The 18,846-nt window shown below is 26.8% G+C and carries 15 protein-coding genes; 5 read left to right on the forward strand and 10 right to left on the reverse strand.

Features of this window, described 5'->3' with window-relative positions:
* Positions 1–97: 97 nt before the first annotated feature.
* The 5 genes from OIF33_RS09945 to OIF33_RS09965 form a co-directional block, all read right to left on the reverse strand.
* The gene (locus OIF33_RS09945; RefSeq protein ID WP_322504094.1) at positions 98–1,507 is read right to left on the reverse strand and encodes a HAMP domain-containing sensor histidine kinase; all 1,410 of its coding nucleotides are present in this window, start codon (positions 1,505–1,507) and stop codon (positions 98–100) included.
* A gap of 1 nt (position 1,508) precedes the next feature.
* On the reverse strand, positions 1,509–2,222 hold the full coding sequence (locus OIF33_RS09950) for a response regulator transcription factor (protein WP_322504095.1): 714 nt from the start codon (positions 2,220–2,222) through the stop codon (positions 1,509–1,511).
* A 135-nt stretch (positions 2,223–2,357) separates the two neighbouring features.
* On the reverse strand, positions 2,358–3,071 hold the full coding sequence (locus OIF33_RS09955; RefSeq protein ID WP_322504096.1) for an ABC transporter permease: 714 nt from the start codon (positions 3,069–3,071) through the stop codon (positions 2,358–2,360).
* A gap of 13 nt (positions 3,072–3,084) precedes the next feature.
* The gene (locus tag OIF33_RS09960; RefSeq protein WP_322504097.1) at positions 3,085–3,831 is read right to left on the reverse strand and encodes an ABC transporter permease; all 747 of its coding nucleotides are present in this window, start codon (positions 3,829–3,831) and stop codon (positions 3,085–3,087) included.
* Entirely contained in the window at positions 3,828–4,748 is a 921-nt protein-coding gene (locus OIF33_RS09965) for an ABC transporter ATP-binding protein (RefSeq protein ID WP_322504098.1), read from the reverse strand. Before OIF33_RS09965 ends, OIF33_RS09960 begins: the two co-directional genes overlap by 4 nt.
* A gap of 283 nt (positions 4,749–5,031) precedes the next feature.
* Between OIF33_RS09965 and OIF33_RS09970 the strand changes: the two genes are divergently transcribed.
* The gene (locus OIF33_RS09970) at positions 5,032–6,381 is read left to right on the forward strand and encodes a DUF4317 domain-containing protein (protein ID WP_322504099.1); all 1,350 of its coding nucleotides are present in this window, start codon (positions 5,032–5,034) and stop codon (positions 6,379–6,381) included.
* Positions 6,382–6,807: 426 nt separating this feature from the next.
* Here the strand turns inward: OIF33_RS09970 and OIF33_RS09975 are convergent, their stop codons facing one another.
* A complete protein-coding gene (locus OIF33_RS09975; protein WP_322504100.1) occupies positions 6,808–7,824 on the reverse strand; it encodes a linear amide C-N hydrolase in 1,017 nt (338 codons plus the stop codon).
* 111 nt (positions 7,825–7,935) lie between these two features.
* Positions 7,936–8,745, reverse strand: coding sequence for a MerR family transcriptional regulator (locus OIF33_RS09980; protein ID WP_322504101.1), 810 nt, complete (start codon positions 8,743–8,745; stop codon positions 7,936–7,938).
* A 152-nt stretch (positions 8,746–8,897) separates the two neighbouring features.
* On the opposite strand from OIF33_RS09980, the gene OIF33_RS09985 reads away from it, so the two are divergent.
* The 3 genes from OIF33_RS09985 (at position 8,898) to OIF33_RS09995 (ending at position 11,528) form a co-directional block, all read left to right on the forward strand.
* Positions 8,898–9,527 carry a GNAT family N-acetyltransferase gene (locus tag OIF33_RS09985; protein WP_322504102.1) on the forward strand — a complete coding sequence of 210 codons (630 nt, stop codon included), beginning with the start codon at positions 8,898–8,900 and terminating at the stop codon, positions 9,525–9,527.
* A gap of 317 nt (positions 9,528–9,844) precedes the next feature.
* The gene (locus OIF33_RS09990) at positions 9,845–10,171 is read left to right on the forward strand and encodes a PadR family transcriptional regulator (protein WP_322504103.1); all 327 of its coding nucleotides are present in this window, start codon (positions 9,845–9,847) and stop codon (positions 10,169–10,171) included.
* A complete protein-coding gene (locus OIF33_RS09995; RefSeq protein ID WP_322504104.1) occupies positions 10,161–11,528 on the forward strand; it encodes a DUF2812 domain-containing protein in 1,368 nt (455 codons plus the stop codon). Before OIF33_RS09990 ends, OIF33_RS09995 begins: the two co-directional genes overlap by 11 nt.
* Before the next feature lie 248 nt (positions 11,529–11,776).
* On the opposite strand, the gene OIF33_RS10000 is transcribed toward OIF33_RS09995, so the two are convergent.
* Both OIF33_RS10000 and OIF33_RS10005 read right to left on the reverse strand, forming a co-directional pair.
* Positions 11,777–12,187 carry a peptide deformylase gene (locus tag OIF33_RS10000; RefSeq protein ID WP_322504105.1) on the reverse strand — a complete coding sequence of 137 codons (411 nt, stop codon included), beginning with the start codon at positions 12,185–12,187 and terminating at the stop codon, positions 11,777–11,779.
* 357 nt (positions 12,188–12,544) lie between these two features.
* On the reverse strand, positions 12,545–13,246 hold the full coding sequence (locus OIF33_RS10005) for a hypothetical protein (protein ID WP_322504106.1): 702 nt from the start codon (positions 13,244–13,246) through the stop codon (positions 12,545–12,547).
* Between the two features lie 213 nt (positions 13,247–13,459).
* Here OIF33_RS10005 and OIF33_RS10010 point away from each other — a divergent pair, with 213 nt between their 5' ends.
* Positions 13,460–14,152 carry a YjjG family noncanonical pyrimidine nucleotidase gene (locus OIF33_RS10010; RefSeq protein ID WP_322504107.1) on the forward strand — a complete coding sequence of 231 codons (693 nt, stop codon included), beginning with the start codon at positions 13,460–13,462 and terminating at the stop codon, positions 14,150–14,152.
* Between the two features lie 199 nt (positions 14,153–14,351).
* Here OIF33_RS10010 and OIF33_RS10015 read toward each other — a convergent pair whose 3' ends face one another.
* On the reverse strand, positions 14,352–18,611 hold the full coding sequence (locus OIF33_RS10015) for an acyl-CoA dehydratase activase-related protein (protein ID WP_322504108.1): 4,260 nt from the start codon (positions 18,609–18,611) through the stop codon (positions 14,352–14,354).
* Positions 18,612–18,846: the final 235 nt, after the last annotated feature.

The raw sequence follows: 18,846 nt of genomic DNA on the forward strand, positions 1-18,846 counted from the left end.
ACTATAATCCTTTTAAATAATGTTGTAATTTAATTATTTACTTTATCAATGTATTTTAAGTTTTTTATTTATAAGTTTAATATCTACTCTACTTTAACTAAATAGTTTTAAATATTACGCTTATTTCACTACCAATACCTATAATACTATTAACATTAACAACCCCATCATGTCCTTCAATAATTTCCTTACTAATAGCCATACCAAGACCTGAAGACTTAATTCCTTCAATAGTATTTTTTCCTCTATAATATCTATTAAAAATATTTTCAAGGTTTTCTTTTGATATTCCTTGTCCATTATCTTTAATATTAATGACTACCTCTTCCTTTATCTTTTCAATTTTAATATTGATAATAGTATCTTTAGAATTATGAACTAATCCATTAATAATAAAATTATTTAATGCTCTCTTTATATACTTCTCATCACATAAAATATTTATATCTTCATCAATATAATCAATCTTTATCTCTCTATCTGAAAACTCTAAAGAATTTAATATATCAATAACTACCTCTCTTGTAATATCTACAATGTTATTCTTTTTCATATTAAAAGGTAAGACTTTATTTCTAAGCTTATAAATTAAAGATAAATCATCTATAAGGCTCTGCATGTACTCTGCTTTATCTTCCATTATTTCACCATATCTTTTTGCCTCTTCAATAGTTATTTCATAATCCTTAGAGGATAATAATTCTGAATATCCCTTTATAGAACTTAAAGGTGTTTTTAAATCATGAGCGATATTAGCAATCCATTGTTCCTTTGCTTCTTCTATTTTTTCTCTCTCAATTTTATTTCTGTTTAAAGCTTCAGAAAGGCTGTGTATATTTTCATCTACATTTTTATATACGAAATCCCTACTTCTTCTCTTAAGAAATTTACCTTCCTTTAATGTCTCAATATCATCCATTATATCTCCAATAGGTTCAACTAATATCTTACTAAAGAAATATCCTATAACTAAAGTTAAGGCTATTGCTAATATTCCCATATAAATAATTTGAAACTTAAAACCTTCATCAGTAAATGTAAATTTGTGACTAAATACTTTATCTATTGGAAAGCCAATAACTAAAGTATTATTAGAATCTACTTCATTAATTTCATCTATAGCTAAAGTGGCTGGGTGGGAATAATTCCAAGGATATGTCTTATAATCAACAATCTCTACCGTTGTGTATTTATTAGGCACACTTTCTGGCTTATTTACTTCAAATATCTGCTTATTATCTTTATCTAAAATCTGCAACCATATATTATTTTTAATTAATAAGTCTTTTCTATTATTATTAATAACATATTTACCATCTAAAAAACTAATATCACCCTTAGTTGCTTCTGTGAATTCATTGACATTAAAGCTTGTATTAAATAATTCTTCTCCAAAAGAAATATTGTTTTTCATTGTAAAAACATTCATTAATCCAAAAATTAAAAACCCTATTTGAAATAAAATTATATTACTTAGAAGAAACATAAATATTAATTTTTTCTTCATTTTACTTTACCACCAACTTATAACCTAACCCCTTAAGAGTTTTTATATATTCAGGATTACTTGAATCGTCCTCAAGCTTTTCTCTTAAATGTCTTATATGAACCATTATAGTATTGTCATTACCATCATAATCATAACCCCAAATCTTTTCACAAAGGGTATTTTTGCTAAATATTTTATTTTTATTTTTAGCTAAAAATAATATAAGAGTATATTCCTTAGCTGTTAAGTTTACTATCTCTCCTGCTTTTTTAACTTCTCCAGCATCTTCATTTATAACAACATCTCCAAATATTATTAATTCACTTTTACTCTTTACTTTGACATAACTACTTCTTCTAATTTGAGCCTTTATTCTTAAAACTACCTCTCTTAAATTAAAAGGTTTTGTAACATAATCATCTCCTCCTGACTCTAATCCTTGAAGTTTATTATTATCCTCATCTTTTGCAGTTAAAAATATTATGGGACAAAATGAAAAGCTTCTAATTTTTTCACAAACCCTATAGCCATCTATATCAGGTAAGCTTACATCTAAAATGATAATATCAGGATTTAAATCCCTTGCCATCAATATTCCATCTATGCCATTAGTGGCTTCATATATATTTTTAAAACCTTCTTTACTTAAAACTTCTCTTAAAAGATCTAATAACTGTTTTTCATCATCTACTAATAAAATTTTCTTATCTAAAAAAATACTTTCATCTATCATCTTATTCCCCATTTTTCTTTTAAACTTCACATTTATTTTATCATAATTTCTTATTGCTAGTTAATGAGGTACTTAGCTTATAAAAACCCTAATCTCTTGATAAATATTCTTAAATAAGCATCCTCAAATTTTAAATTAAACTGCCAAGTCTTCAGAAGTAAACTTTATTAAATCTAGACAAAAGATTAATACTGATAAAATAATTGATAAGATTATTACAAAAACTAATTGCCAATTATTTAAAGTTCCAGATGATACAACTAAGGAATATGTCCATGGTGCAAAGATCCAATAATCACTTTGTACAATGAAAAACCCAGTTATCAAAAAAAATAGCCCTAATACTAAAGGTGCAATCACTGAAATAAAATTTCTTGCTACTACGAAAAGTAATAAGACTATAGGCATAGTTGTTAAAAACACTAAAATAAGATTTATAAGTATTGAAAAATTTATACTTCCACCTAAAAAAACTGTAACTAACATAGTGAAAATTAAAAATGCCAATAGTGAAATTCCTATTAATATAAATATTGTGAATATCTTTGAAATATATATTTTCCATCTCTTTATAGGTAGTGTTAATAATCTCCTCCAACCATTATCAGCATTTTCTATTTTAGTTATGGTACAAACCAAATAAATTATTAATAAATTCAATAGCATCCCTATATAAACCGATGATGATAATCCAAAAACAACTTCCATTATTGCAGTTGAATCTATTTTATCTCTAACCACATTATATAATCCTATTGCTATAGATATTGCTGGCAAAGATGTTATAACCGCTAATAAAAAAAGATTAAACTTTTTAATTTTCAAAAATTCTATTCTTAGTAAATCCATAATACCTCTCCCCTTAATATATTTTCTTAAACTTAAAATACTTGCAGATTATAAAAGCGCCTATTACTATAACTATTGCTGAACCACCCGAAACATAAATAATCTCTTGCCTCTCTTGAGTTATGGAAAACATTGCATAGTTATATGGGTTAAAATATCTTATTGGATTTTCATTATAATATATATTTGATGATAAAATACTTAGCAATGCTGCAATTCCAAATGATATTAATACATTCTTATTTTTTATACTGAAAAATAATTGTATTATCATCACAGCAGAACTTGCTACTAATTGTATTGCCATCATGTTTAAAAAATAGTCCCATGGAATAGCTTCTGGAAAGTTAAATACCTTTCCTACCATAATTAATGCTATTATATTAATTACTAACATCATAATTAATATTATTAAAGCTGTAATATATTTTGAAAATAATATTTGCCACATTTTAATCGGCTTAGTTAAAGTCAATGTCCAACCATTGTTCTTGTATTCTGTTTCAAATAATTGTCCTAAGATAATAGCAGCAAATAAAGGCATAAAATCATTAAAATAAAGTATTCTTTGCTCCTTAATTAATATATTCCAAGATGTTAGTTCCTTTCCAGCAGCATTAGGTAAAAGCCAACTTTCATACCTTACTGACAAATCGAAGACTAAAAGAAATGCTATTCCAATAGGTAAAAGCATCATCATTAATAATAATAAATTTCTTTTTTCCTTTAAAAACTCATTTTTAACTAAAGTGAAAATCATAACTCTTCCTCCTTAGTTAAAGCTAAAAATATATCTTCAAGAGAGTTGCTTTCACAACTTAAATAATTTACATCATAGCCTGCTAATATAATCATTCTGCATATTTTACTAGCTAATACTTTATTACCTGAAACAATTAACTTATCTTCATTCTCATTTACTCTATAATTCTTAGAAGTTAATATTTTTCTTACTTCCTTCTTACAATTTTTAAAATCCTCTAATCCTAAAACTACATTATCTGTGCCTTTTTCTTTTAATTTTTCTAATGTCCCTTGATATATTAATTTTCCCTTATTTATTACACCAACATTATCTGCTATAAGCTCAATTTCGCTTAAAATATGGCTAGATATAATAACTGTAATACCTTTTTCCTTAGGTAGAGATTTTATAAGCTCCCTAATTTCCAAAATTCCTGCTGGATCTAATCCATTAGTTGGTTCATCTAAAATAAGCAACTTAGGGTTTCCAATAAGAGCTTCCGCAATCCCAAGCCTTTGTTTCATCCCTAAAGAAAATTCTCTAACCTTTTTATTTCTCACATCCCATAGTCTTACTGTCTTTAATACTTCTTCTATTGATTTTTTTTCTAGCTTTAATACTCTTCTTACAATGTCTAAATTTTCATATGCCGTTAAATGTCCATAATAAGATGGACTTTCTACCAATGCACCTATCTGACTTAAAATCTCCTCCCTGTTTTTGTTTATATCCATATTTAATATTTTTACCTGCCCTTTAGTAGCCTTTACTAATCCAAGTAAAATCTTCAAAGTAGTAGATTTTCCTGCTCCATTAGATCCTAAGAATCCATAAATCTTTTCTTCCTCTATTTTTAAATTAATATTATCTATTGCCTTAAACCCTTTAAATTCTTTACTTAAATCTATAGTTTCAACTATATAATTTCCCATGTTATTCCTCCTACATTAAACTTCATGAAAATTATATTATTACAAGCTTAAACCCTCTTTTTGTTCACCTTAATTCTTCCTTAATTTTCTAAATTATCATCTAATTTATATCTAGTTAAATAATAAAAAAAGAAAAAAATCTACTTTTTAAAATTCTTCTAGCAAAATCTTATTTAACTAAAAAGACTTTATCTTTACATAATAAAATCTTTAATTAGTTTTAAAAAAATAATATACTTAATAATGACAACATATTAATTAGATTAGATTGAGGAGTTTATATATGAGAAAAAAAGATATACTTGAATTAAAAAAGCGTTTTAAAAAAGATCACTGCACCTTTACTAAAATGTGTGGTTGCTATGTTAATGGAGAAAAACATATTATTTTAAATTTTAGAGAAACTTTTCTAAATTTAGATGAAGATGAATACTTTAAATACTTAGAGATTGCTAAAAAAGTTATGTCTGGAACTATTGGAAATAACATTCTAGAACTTAACTTTCCACTAAATGAGGATCTTGTGAACGAAAGACAGGTTTCTCTTATGCAATTAAAAAATAGTCAATTAAAGGATGATGAACTTCTTAATGATTTTTATAAATTAGTTATAGATAATTATGATTATACAGGTAACTTTTTAATACTTCTTTTCCATGATGCTTATGATGTTATCACTAAAACTAAAGATAATCTTAAGGTAGATGAATCTGAAGAAGTATATGAATACATCCTATGTGCAGTATGTCCAGTTTCCCTTTCAGGTCCTGGTCTTAGATACTTTGAGGAAGAAAACCAAATAAAAGCACGTATTAGAGATTGGGTAGTTGAAGCCCCTGCTAATGGCTTTGTATTCCCTGCGTTTATTGATCGTAGTTCAGATGTTAACTCTGTTATGTACTACACTAAAAATGCCAAGGATACTCACCCAGAATTAATGGAAAATGTCTTAGGCTGTGCCTCAAGACAAACTGCTACTATACAAAAACAAACATTCCAATCAATTATCAAGGATTCTTTTTTAGATGAAGAAAAAGCTGAAAAAGTCTTTATGGAAGTACAAGAAAACTTAAATAATATGATAGAAGAACATAATTCTATGTATGAAGATACTCCAGACAGTGAGCCTATAGCTTTAACAGAGAAAGATATTCAAAGCATATTAATAGAAAGTGGTATTTCTGAAGATGTTACTACTCAGATTGAAAAATCTTATTTAGAAAACTTTGGTGAAGATCTTCCTCTAGCAGAAAGCTTACTTGATACAAAAACACTTAAAGCAAATGAGCAAAGAAAAAAAGAAGAACGTCTTGAAAAACAAGTGGAAGTACTTAAAACTAGACTTGAAGAAGTAAAAAAGGAAGCTGCTATAGATAAAGAAGTTGATAATTTTACAGAAGTTGATGATGATAGCATAGTTTCAGATGAATCTCTAGAAACTGATTCTGAAGAAATTTCAGATATTAATCTAGAAGATGACATTAATAACAATGAATATGATGTTGTGCTTCAAGTAAAACCTGAAAAAATACCTCAAATAAAATCTCAAATAATTGATGGTCAAAAATGTATAGTTATTCCTGTTGATGAGGATGAACAAGCTACAGTCAATGGCTTAGATGATTTAATTTAGATTATCTAAATTAATAAGTAAAATTATATTATTTCTTTTCAGTTCTAATATTAATCTTTTATATTAAAAATAGTAGATAATTTTCGAAAATTATCTACTATTTTATCTTTAATATGTTATATCTTTATCATTACATATCTTGGTTAACTTTTGTATTTGGCTATGTTTTAAACTAGTGTTGATTTTTAGATAGAACTGTAAGACCATCTTAATGAGTAGTTAGTATTGCATCATTTACGTAAGAATAATAGCGTTAAGAAGCTTTTTATGTTTGAGCGGATCGAGTTTAAAAGCTTTAGCTATTATTCTGGAGTAGATGATAGCAATACTTTTCGAAATTAAGTTAGGTCTGAATGGCTAGCTAAAAATCAACATTCACCTAAAACAGAACCTAATATTTTAATCTCATTGATATATTGTAATATTTTAATTTAAGTATAAAATATCTTGTTTTTCTTCTAAATCAAAATATTTTATGTCTTTATTTTTCTTCTCACAATTTAAGTTAATTGCACAAATTCTTCTATTAGTAGAAACAGTATAATAATATGTCAAACTTTCAGAACAAATAGCTGACATGCATAAGGTTTTCTCATAATAAGTTCCCTTATAGTCCCCACTTGGTACATTAACTGCCTTTATGCCATCTGGTATATCTACCGTTGAAAAACAATGAAACATTCTTGTTATTCCATCTATCTCATTTTCTCCTAATGGTGCAAAGTTTTTCATTAATGCAACCTTTATAAATCTTGATGGTGAAGAATAATCTCCTGGTATAACCATTCCTGTAATCTCATATTGATTAAAATTTTCTCCACAAATCACCTTAGATTCAATAGCTTCGTTGTTTACCCAAGAATAATTATTTAAATTCTGTTTATGCCAAACATAATTAGGGCTATTAGTCATAACTCCAATAGTTTTTCTATGAACAGTTAGTCCATCTTCATCTGGCTCAATTATTATTGTTTCTCCACTTCTATCAGAAAATATATAATGAACTGGTATAGGTTCTCCAAAGACATTTTCATCTTTTAAATTTATTTTTTTAACTATCTTAATTATATCTTCTATATTAGAACATCCCCCTAATATATAGCTTATAAAAAATCCTGGATTAATATCTATTGCATCATGAACTTTGTTCCTATCATACTTTGCAAACTGTGGATAATGAAGTAAAGCTCCCATAAGTCCTTTATCATTTACTCCATCAACTAATATTGGCGTTTTTAGTCCTAATATTGCCATTCCAACAAATGGATGTTTAACAAAAACTTTATTCTCCTCTACTGTTTCATTATCTAAATAAATCTCATATCCTTTTGGAACAACAATAATTTTATTTCTATCTAAAGTTCCAAATTGATCATAAGTTCTTCCTAATAAATGTTTGTTATTATTTGTTTTCCATGTAAAACTACTACACCCTAAGTTCATAATTATACTCTCCCTTCAACCTTGTAAATATATTTTTATTTTTTACTTAGTTAAGGTGGCCACCTAACTTATTTTTGATTATAAACATTAGAGCTAGTCCATGGTCAATAATTATTTTTCTGTTTTTAAATATATTTTTACAAAATACTTTACTTCCTTGTTTTTCTTAGGTAAATAAAATTCATATTCTATAAAAACAAAGTTGTCTTTATTACATTTAAAATACTTATTAATACTCAATATATACTTATTAATTTCATCTACTGTTCCATAAAAATCTGTTACAACAAATTTTCCATCTATGTTTTTGCAAACAATTTTATCTTTATTCTTTGATTCGTCTAAAAATTCATCTATACTCTTATTCGACTTTATAAAAAGTATATTTTCTTCTTCAATGATCTCTTTATCATCATGTATCTTATAAAAGTATAAATAAGCCTCATCCTTTAAATCTATTAACCTATTTTCTAATTTAGAGTCATTATCTAAACTTAGAGCACTTTTTAACTTTACTTCATAAAGCTTTAAACTTATATTTTCTATATTCAAATTAGAAAAGTCATACTCATTTTTAAAATTAATTATTCTATTTATTATCTCTCCACTGATATTTAATGATGCCTCTAATTTTTTAAGTTCCAAAACCTTTTGTTCTATTATTTCCTTTTGTCTTTGTATTAGATTATAGTAATCTTCTATTTCTCCACTTTCTATAACCTCCTTTATGTCACTTAATGATATTCCTAAATATTTTATTCCCAAGATTAACCCTAATTGTTCTAAATGTCTCATATCATAAAATCTATAACTATTTTCTTCATTGATCTCTGGTGTTAAAATCCCTATTTTATCATAGTATCTTAAAGTGTCCTTACTTATATTAAATAATCTTGCTACAGTACCTATAGATAGTTTCATATTTGTCACCTCTCATTAATCTTATATATCCAATTATATAGTATGGAGTTACTCAAATGCATATATTTTCAATTGCTTATTGACCTTAGAGTTACTCTATTGTTTATAATTATTAATTGTAGACAACACCTCTTGAAAGGATGATATGATTTATGAAAAATGTAATATATAGAGATATAAAAAAAGAAGATTTAAAAGAAATTGAAGAATTAATTAGAGATGCCTTTGGATTTAACAACTTTATTCATAATAAAGAACTTTTAGATATGATAACAACTCTTTATCTTGAAGAAACCATTGCTGAAAGCTCTTTTATTAAAGTTGCATCTAAAGATGATAAAGTTTTAGGAGTTATATTATGTAATGCCACTAAAGACTCAACTAACTATAATCATCTTTTTATCCATTTAAATCAAGAGAACTTTCCTACTACTCTCCCTATAAAAAATGATAAAGACAAAAATGAAACCAATGAGTTTCTTAAAATAAAAGATGCTTATTATGAACTATTAAAAGGAAAAGAATCTCTTTTTGATAGCTCTATTAATTTATTTATTGTATCCAAAGAAGCTAGAGGACTTGGAATTGGCAAAACTTTGTTAAGCTATTCTCTCAAATATATGAATTCTGTGGGTACTTCTTCTCTCTATTTATTTACAGATACTAGATGTAATTATGGATTTTATGAAAGCCAAGGTTTTAATCGCTTAGAAGAAAAAAATGTTTATATAAAAACTATGGAATCAAATATTAAAACATTCTTATACAGTTATTCCCGTTAGTGATGATGAACAATCTACAGTTAAGGGCTTAGATGATTTAATTTAGCTTCATGTATAAGATTAAACTCTCTATATAAACATATATAAAATTAAACTATCGATATAAAATAGTAGGTAATTTTCCACAAAAAATTATCTACTATTTTTTTATATCCACTATTTGAAAACCTAAAAGTAAATTGCTTCTTCACTGCTTGTAATATAAAGCATAACTGTAAAAATATTCTTGACAATATCATATAACGATATTACACTGATAGTAGAAATATCGATTAACGATATTATTCTTTATAAATGATTATAAAGGGGGGACCTTAGTGCCACGAAAGCAATTTCAAACCTTAACTGAACAAATGTACTATATACTACTCTCTCTACTTCAAGAAAGATGTGGAGTTGATATTATGAATTCAGTACAGGAAATTTCTAATGGACATATTAAACTGGGACCTGGAACACTATACACTCTTCTTAGTAAATTTGAGAAAGAAAAAATAATTATTGAGACCTCAATAGAAGGAAGAAAACGAAGTTACATTATTAGTGATTATGGCAAAGAAGTTTTGCATGCTGAATACAAAAGATTAAATACTTTAGTTAAAGATGGAGAATTGTTTATTCAGGGGGAAAACTATGATAAATAAAGATAAGAAAAGTAAAACTTTTGTATTCTCAACCTATGAATGTACTGCCATTGAAGAATATCTAGAAGAAATGGCACGTGAAGGTTGGTTCTTAGAATCCATAAGTGAATCTAGATTTAAGTTTAATAAGATTAAACCTAAAAATCTAAAATATTCAGTAGAACCTGTTTATCAAGTATCTACATTAGATACTCCAGATTCAAATACAGCTCTTGAATACAGAGAATACTGTGAAGCTACTGGGTGGAAATATATATGTGAAAAAGGAAAATTACAAATATTCTACTCTGAAGAAAACTCTGATTTACTACCAATTCACACAGATCAAAATGAAAAGTTTAAATCTGTTTTCAAATCATCCTTATTTGAAATATCACTTAAATTATTGCTTATATTGCTTTTATCTTTTAATATATATAATTCAGTTTTCAATGGTAATATATCATATATTTTAACATCCAATCTTAGCCTATTGTCAGTAGTCTTACTATTCATATTAATTGTAATGAATACTGTTGAAGTTATATCATTTATTAACTGGAGCATAAAAGCAAAAATAGCAATAAACAATGGGTTCCCTATTCCTTATAATACACTTAAGCAATTTAAAAGAAAAAATGTAATAACTAAAATAATTAATATAAGTATGGTGTTTTTCTTTTTAATTATTTTGCTTATAGACAAAAGTAACTTTTTAGATACCTCTACATCAATACTATTAGCTCTATTGATGATTCTTACAATATTTATAGTAGATAGATTAACTAGAAAATTTCTACAAAAAGCTAAGTATTCAAAAAAAACCAATATTCTTATAAGGTCTGGAAGTATTATTTTATCTTTTTTCTTAGTTATTTTCGTTACATTAAATACTGTTATGGGAATAGCAGGTGATGGCTTTATAGGTGAGAATGATATATCCGAAACTAACTTACCTTTAACATTAAGTGATTTCAAACTATCTAACAGTAAATCTAATGATTTATATATAAATGAAGATAGCAGTATCATAGCAAAAGAAATCTATTACTCTGATTATATAGGTGATAATCATTTAAATTATTCATTATTTGAAAGTGATTATGGTTTTGTAATATCTGCTATGGAAAAATCATCAGTTAAGTTTGAAACTAGATTTGAAAAAAAAGATAATCCTAACTTTGTTATTAAAGAACCTGTAATAATAGATGGCATAAAAATATACTCATTGGATAATAATATAAAATCATTTATTTTTGTTTCAAATAATAAGATTCTTAATATTAACAACTCTCTTGAAAATGTTAGTAATGAAGAGTTTGTAAAAATAATTCTTAAAAATATATTTAATAAAAATATAAACATATCTAATAGTTAAATATTATAAATAATAAAGAGAGTAACTGATTTTGTTTTTACATAAAATCAGTTATTCTCTTTTTATCTTGACTCTAATAAATAACTTTACAAACTTATAAATTTCATATTTTTCTTTTTAAGTTAACATTACCTCTTTTGAAGTTTTATTATTAGGTTATGTTTCAAATTAGTGCTGATTTTTAGATAGAACTATAATACTATATAAAAATCAACACTCAACTAAACATAGTCTATTATTAAAATTCACTATATTATTATACCTTCAAAGTGATCCACTTCATGCTGAATAATCTGTGCAGTAAATCCTGTAAATGTTTCTTTGTGCTTCTTGAAATTTCTATCAAAATATTCTACTTCTATTATTTCATATCTAGTAGTTTTTCTGAAACCAGTTAAAGATAAGCAACTCTCTTCAGTCTCATAACTTTTCTCTTTCTTTAATATAACTGGATTAACCATAGGGACTATAATATTTCCTACACTAAATACAAGTATGCGTTTTTTTACTCCTATCATATTAGCAGCCATACCAACACAACATTCTAAATTTGCTCTTAAAGTATCTATTAAATCATCAATAACCTCTATATCAGCTTGAGTGGCAGGTTCTGATTTTTGCCCTAAAAATAATACATCTCTAACAACTGGTCTTATCATATTTATTCCAACCTTTCTAATTTTCTTTACCTAACAATCTTAATCATATAAAGCTTCATTTCTTATTAAGATCATATCCCTTAAAATTATACTCCATCATAAATAATTTCAAAACAATTTTACTTAAAAATGCATATCTATTAATTTAAATCATCTTTTTTATTTTTAGGTTCTGCTTTAGGTAAAGGTTGATTTTAGCTAGCCCTTCAGACCTACTTAATTTCGCCGAGAGTTTCTATTAAGATGCTCTTACAGTTCTATCTAAAATCAACACTTGTTTAAAACACAGCCTATTTTTATGGACCTATAGAGATTATTTAGAGCTTCTGCATATCCTACGTACTATTAAAGTGGAATTTAGAAAGCATTCCATATGAAACAAAACACAAATACACATCCCCATGCATTATTAGTTTGTCCTTTTACTATAAGCATCCCATAAATAGCTATGGATGTAGTGATTATTTCAACAATACCCCAAAATGATATGCTTAATGGATGAAATAAAATACATATTATAGCACAAACAATGGCGCCAACATTAAACCATTTATTTTTAGATGGATATCTACTGTTCAATTTATCACTAATAACAACATAATTAAATCCTTCAAAAAATCCCCATACTATAATAATTAATATCATTCCTAAAATATTCATTGGAATACTACTCTTTAATACATCATTGGTAAGAATAATGCTGAATGGTCCATAACCTTTATATTGCCCTGATAAAAAAATATATATTAAGTATGGCACAAAACATATAATTGAATATAAAATAGTTTTAATTGTATTTCTTTTCACTAATCCAAAGTCAGAAAATCTTTCCTTTCTAAAAATACATACTACTGTAATTCCTAATCCAGCAATACCAAATTGAACACCTGCATTAAGTAACAAACGTAAAATAATAGAGTTGTTAGAATTTTTTATATACTCCATCATCTGATTTCCAAACACCATATATAATAAAAATGCACCCATTGTTATTAATGCGATAATCCATATATCAGTATCAAGCTTCTTTTGTTCTAAAGTTAAGTTTTTATTACCCATATTACACTTCCATTACAAATAACTAATCTTATTTATATACTTAATTTTTTCAAATATGTTATTTTATCTATGTAGATTTATAAATAATTTAAAGAATTTAAAAATCACTTTAATAAGTATTCTTGTTAATGTAAAATATTATAAAATACATAAATAAAAAATTTTTAAGTTAATTTTAAATTAAGCTATTATATAAAATTTGGAGGATATATTATGAAATATGAAGTTATAATATTTGATGCAGACGAAACCTTATTTGATTTTAAAAAATCTGAAAGAGAAGCTTTTAAAAACACAATGCTTAAATTTGATATAAAATATGATGAAAATTATCATTTGAAAATATATAAAGAAATAAATACTGGCATATGGAAAGAGTTTGAGCAAGGACTTATTACACAAGAAAAATTAAAGATAGAAAGATTTAAAAGATTATCAGATAAGTTAAATATAAAATTTGATGAAATTAATTTTGCTAAATCATATATGGAGCATTTAGCTGATGCATCATTTTTATTTGATGATAGTATAGATCTTATAGAAAATCTAAATAAATCTTATAAACTCTCAATAGTAACTAATGGTCTTACTTCTGTTCAAGATAAGAGAATCAGAAAATCTACTATAGCAAAATATTTTGATACCATAGTAATATCTGAAGAAATACTAATAGCAAAGCCTGATCCTAAAATATTTGAACATACATTAAAACATATGAATTTCTCTGATAAGAGTAAAGTTTTAATGGTAGGAGATAGCCTAACTTCTGATATTCAAGGTGGAATAAACTTTGGTGTAGATACTTGTTGGTACAATCCTAATAAAATAAAAAATGAAACTTCAATCAAACCTACTTATGAAATTTCTAGCTTTGATGAACTAAAATCTTTACTACTTAATTCATAAATAATAGCAAAAAGGTATAGAATTAAATCTAAATCTATACCTTTTAAATATTTATAAAGACTTATTTATTTATGATATGATTATTTTTACATTACCATACGTAGCTTGATTTCTTTATATACAAAATCATTTTGAATTATACTTCTTTTATTGAATTCTCATAATAAAAGAATATTTATTAATCCTATTGACTAACTCCTTAATTTTCTATATCTATTTTACCCTTTTCTACTTTTTCCATATTTTTAGTTGCAGTAGAAAGCATAAGCTTTATTCTGTTTAATTGGTTTACTTCACTGGCACCAGGATCATAATCTATTGGAGTAATATTTAAATAAGGATGTCTTCTTTTAATTTCTCTAATCATGCCTTTTCCATTCACATGGTTTGGTAAACATGCAAAAGGCTGTATACAAATCATGTTACTAACTCCAGACTTCAACAACTCAATAATCTCTGCGGTTAATAACCATCCCTCTCCAGCTTGATTACCAATAGATAAGATATCATCAGTTTCTTTAGCTAATTTTTCAATTCTTTGTGGTATCATGAATTTTTTACTATTACTTAGTGCCTTTCTCATTTGTTCTACATAAAATTCTATGTATTTAGTAGCCAATCTACCACCTAATAAGCTTTTTAAGTTTCCGCCTAGCTTCTCATATTCAAATTTCTGATTATAAGCACAATATAATAGAAAATATACTAAATCTGGTATTATTACTTCTGCTCCTTCTTCCTCTAGTATTTCTATAATATTGTTATTAGCTAAACTGTTATACTTTAAGAAAATTTCTCCCACTACTGCTACCTTTGGCTTAATTACGTTTTTCATTTCCAAGCTATCAAATTCATTTACCATTTCATTTGTAATATTTTTAAACTTCTTAAAGCTTCCACTAGCTATACTATTTTTACATATACCCAACCATTTTAAATAAAGTAAATTTGTTGAATTTTTTATTTTTTCATAAGGCCGTACTCTATTTGTCATGTTTAAAAGCATATCGCCATAAGCTAATGCCATTAATGCTCTATTAATCAATGGCAATGTTATTTTAAACCCTGGATTCTTCTCTATTCCTTGAACACTTAAAGATATAACTGGTATTTTTTCATATCCTGAATCTTTTAATGCTTTTCTTATAAGAGCAATATAGTTGGATGCTCTACAAGTGCCTCCTGTTTGAGAAATCACTACAGAAGTATTGTTTAAATCATACTCCCCAGACTTAAGTGCATTTATAATTTGACCTACTATTACAATGGCAGGATAGCAAGTATCATTATTTACATACTTTAATCCTTCTTCTATTGTCTGTCGATTAACTGTAGGTAATACCTTTAAATTATATCCTGAGCTTTTCAAAGCGGCTTCTAGCAATTCAAAATGTATTGGAGAAAATTGTGGGCAAAGTATTGTATGCTTTTCTCTCATTTCTTTTGTAAATATAATTTTATCATAGGGTTTGGTGATTTTTGAATTTGAATTGGAAACTCTCAACTTATTTATATCATCCATAGCAGCTTTAAGAGAACGTACTCTGATTCTAGCTGCCCCTAAATTATTAACTTCATCTATTTTTAGTAGTGTGTATATTTTACCACAGCCCTCTAATATTTCTTGTACTTGATCTGTAGCAATTGCATCTAATCCACATCCAAAAGAGTTTAATTGGATTAACTCTAAGTTTTCTCTAGTCCCTACAAACTGTGCTGACCTATATGCTCTTGAATGATAAGTCCATTGATCCAGTACTCTTAATGGTCTTGAAAGTTCTACTAAATCTGCTACAGAGTCCTCTGTAAACACCGCTAATCCTTCTTGTGATATCATATCTGCTATACCATGATTTATTTCTAAATCTAAATGATATGGTCTGCCACTTAACACAATCCCTTTTCCACCATTTTTATCTAAGTCTTCTAGAATTTCTAACGCTTTATTTTTTATATCTTTTTTAACATTGTTAACTTCTTCATAAGCTTTATCAACTGCAATGTTTATTTCCTTTTGACTTATATTAAATTCCTTTAATTCATCATATAAGTTCTTTTTCATTGACTTTATATCATTAAAATTCAAAAATGGATCTTTATATATCATGTCTTTGCTTCTCAAAAAGCTAATATTATTTTTAACAACCTCTGGATAAGAATTTACTATGGCACAATTATAGTGATTATCTGCACTTTTACCTTCTAGTCTCTCATAAGAAACGCATGGATAAAATATAAAATTCAAGCCTTTCTTTATAAGACTTGCTATATGTCCATGAGCAATTTTAGCAGGATAACAAAGAGACTCTGATGATATAGTATCAATACCTTCATTGTAAATTTTCTTTGTAGAATTTGGAGATAATACTACTCTAAAACCTAGTTCTGTAAAAAAAGTGTACCAAAAAGGATAGTTTTCATACATATTTAAAACTCTCGGTAGGCCTACTTCTCCTCTTGTTGCTTCTTCTATTGAAAGAGGTGTATATCCAAAAATTCTTTTATATTTATAATCAAATAAATTTGCTGCTTTTTTTGTATTTTTAGTACCTCTTACCCCTCTTTCGCATCTATTCCCTGAAATAAATTTTCTACCATCAGAAAATTTATTTACAGTAAGTAAACAATTATTGCTACATAATCCACAATGCCTAAATTCATTTGACACTCCAAATTTTTCAAGATCAGATTCCCCTAAAATATTAGAAATCTCATTTTCATTATGATTGTCCTTTGCAATAAGAGCAGCTCCGAATGCTCCCATGAGGCCAGCAATATCAGGTCTTACAGCTTCCTTGCCAGTAACTTTCTCAAAGGCTCTTAAAACAGCTTCATTATAGAAAGTTCCTCCTTGAACTATAATTTTTTCTCCAAGATCTTCAGGTTTTCTTATCTTTATAACTTTATAAAGAGCATTTTTAATTACAGAATAAGATAACCCAGAAGATATAGATCCAATATCAGCACCTTCCTTTTGAACTTGCTTAACCTTAGAATTCATAAATACAGTGCATCTTGACCCTAAATCCACTGGACTTTTTGATAATAATCCTTCTTTTGCAAACTCTTCAATGTTCATGTTTAAAGATTGTGCAAACACATCAAGAAAAGAACCACAACCTGATGAACAAGCTTCATTTAATTGAATAGAGTTTATTACTCCATCTTTTATCTTTATGCACTTCATATCTTGACCACCTATATCAAGAATAAAGTCCACATCTTTTAAAAAATGTTTTGCTGCTCTATAATGTGCAATGGTTTCAACTTCTCCAATATCAATATTTAAAGCTGACTTTATAAGAGCCTCTCCATACCCAGTAACAGTAGCTTTAGCAATTTTTATTTTTCCATTAATTTTACTATATATATCTTTTAATATGTTTATAGTAATTTGCATAGGATTACCCTTATTGCTACCATAAAAAGAATATAATATAGCCCCTTCATTATCTATTAATATAGCTTTAGTAGTTGTTGAACCTGCATCTATCCCTAAAAAAGCATCTCCCTCATATGTAGTTATATCCCTTGTCTTTGCTTTGTAACTGTAATGCCTTTGTCTAAATCTTTGTAATTCCTGTTCATTTTCAAATAATGGCTCTAATGTATCTGAAGTAGATATATTGTTATCTAAACTTTCAATAGCTTTTAACAATTGTTCAAAATTTATAATTTTCTCTTTTTTGGATTCAATAGCTGCACCAATAGCTACAAATAATTGAGGGTCTTTTGGAAATAATATTTCCTCCGGCTTTAATTTTAAGGTATCAATAAACCTTTTTCTAAGCTCTGATAAAAAGTATAAAGGACCTCCCAAAAATGCAACCTTTCCCTTTATTGGCTTTCCGCAAGCAAGCCCACTTATAGTCTGGTTTACAACAGCCTGAAATATAGATGCTGCTATATCTTCCTTGGTAGCTCCTTCATTTATAAGAGATTGAATATCTGTTTTTGCAAAAACTCCACACCTTGCAGCAATTGGATAAATTATCTTATAATTTTTAGCTAATTCATTTAATCCTTTAGCATCTGTTTCAAGTAATGTAGCCATCTGGTCTATAAAAGCGCCTGTACCACCAGCACAAACTCCATTCATACGTTGTTCTAGACTACCTTCAAAATATGTTATTTTTGCATCTTCTCCACCTAGCTCTATTACTACATCAGCATTATTTATAAAAACTTCAACAGCTTCTGTACAAGCAATAACCTCTTGAATAAAAGATAACCCTAAAACCTTTGACAGCGATAATCCACTAGATCCTGTTATCATTGCTTTAATGTCATAATCTTTATATTTTTTAAAAACTTCTTTTATAAATGAAGCTGTAGTCTCCTTTATATTAGAATAATGTCTTTCATACTTACTATAAATAATATTGTCATTAGTATCTAACAATACAAGCTTAATAGTAGTTGATCCTATATCAACTCCTAAATGTAATACTTCTTTCATAAACTTCTCACCCTAACATAAATTATTAATATAATTAAAATGATGTTTAATATTTAAACACTATTTTATAGTTCTGCCCTTTTCAAGGCATAATATACCTATTTTGGGTATAAAAAAAGAGAGGTCATAAATATTTAATTACATCTTACGCTTTAGACTACTAAGATTGTCTAACTTAGTAAATATTATAAATTAAACCGATATGATTGTAATTCAACAATGCAAGCCATAGCTA

The sequence above is a fragment of the Clostridium sp. LIBA-8841 genome (genome assembly GCF_034439435.1).
Taxonomy (GTDB): domain Bacteria; phylum Bacillota; class Clostridia; order Clostridiales; family Clostridiaceae; genus Sarcina.

Excerpts from the sequence above, each read along its gene's own strand:
- OIF33_RS09960 (WP_322504097.1), bottom strand. The coding sequence starts at position 3,831 with ATGATTTTCACTTTAGTTAAAAATGAGTTTTTAAAGGAAAAAAGAAAT.
- OIF33_RS10000 (WP_322504105.1), bottom strand. The coding sequence starts at position 12,187 with ATGATAAGACCAGTTGTTAGAGATGTATTATTTTTAGGGCAAAAATCA.
- OIF33_RS09965 (WP_322504098.1), bottom strand. The coding sequence starts at position 4,748 with ATGGGAAATTATATAGTTGAAACTATAGATTTAAGTAAAGAATTTAAA.
- OIF33_RS10005 (WP_322504106.1), bottom strand. The coding sequence starts at position 13,246 with ATGGGTAATAAAAACTTAACTTTAGAACAAAAGAAGCTTGATACTGAT.
- OIF33_RS09955 (WP_322504096.1), bottom strand. The coding sequence starts at position 3,071 with ATGGATTTACTAAGAATAGAATTTTTGAAAATTAAAAAGTTTAATCTT.
- OIF33_RS10015 (WP_322504108.1), bottom strand. The coding sequence starts at position 18,611 with ATGAAAGAAGTATTACATTTAGGAGTTGATATAGGATCAACTACTATT.
- OIF33_RS09945 (WP_322504094.1), bottom strand. The coding sequence starts at position 1,507 with ATGAAGAAAAAATTAATATTTATGTTTCTTCTAAGTAATATAATTTTA.
- OIF33_RS10010 (WP_322504107.1), top strand. The coding sequence starts at position 13,460 with ATGAAATATGAAGTTATAATATTTGATGCAGACGAAACCTTATTTGAT.
- OIF33_RS09980 (WP_322504101.1), bottom strand. The coding sequence starts at position 8,745 with ATGAAACTATCTATAGGTACTGTAGCAAGATTATTTAATATAAGTAAG.
- OIF33_RS09970 (WP_322504099.1), top strand. The coding sequence starts at position 5,032 with ATGAGAAAAAAAGATATACTTGAATTAAAAAAGCGTTTTAAAAAAGAT.
- OIF33_RS09975 (WP_322504100.1), bottom strand. The coding sequence starts at position 7,824 with ATGAACTTAGGGTGTAGTAGTTTTACATGGAAAACAAATAATAACAAA.
- OIF33_RS09985 (WP_322504102.1), top strand. The coding sequence starts at position 8,898 with ATGAAAAATGTAATATATAGAGATATAAAAAAAGAAGATTTAAAAGAA.
- OIF33_RS09995 (WP_322504104.1), top strand. The coding sequence starts at position 10,161 with ATGATAAATAAAGATAAGAAAAGTAAAACTTTTGTATTCTCAACCTAT.
- OIF33_RS09950 (WP_322504095.1), bottom strand. The coding sequence starts at position 2,222 with ATGATAGATGAAAGTATTTTTTTAGATAAGAAAATTTTATTAGTAGAT.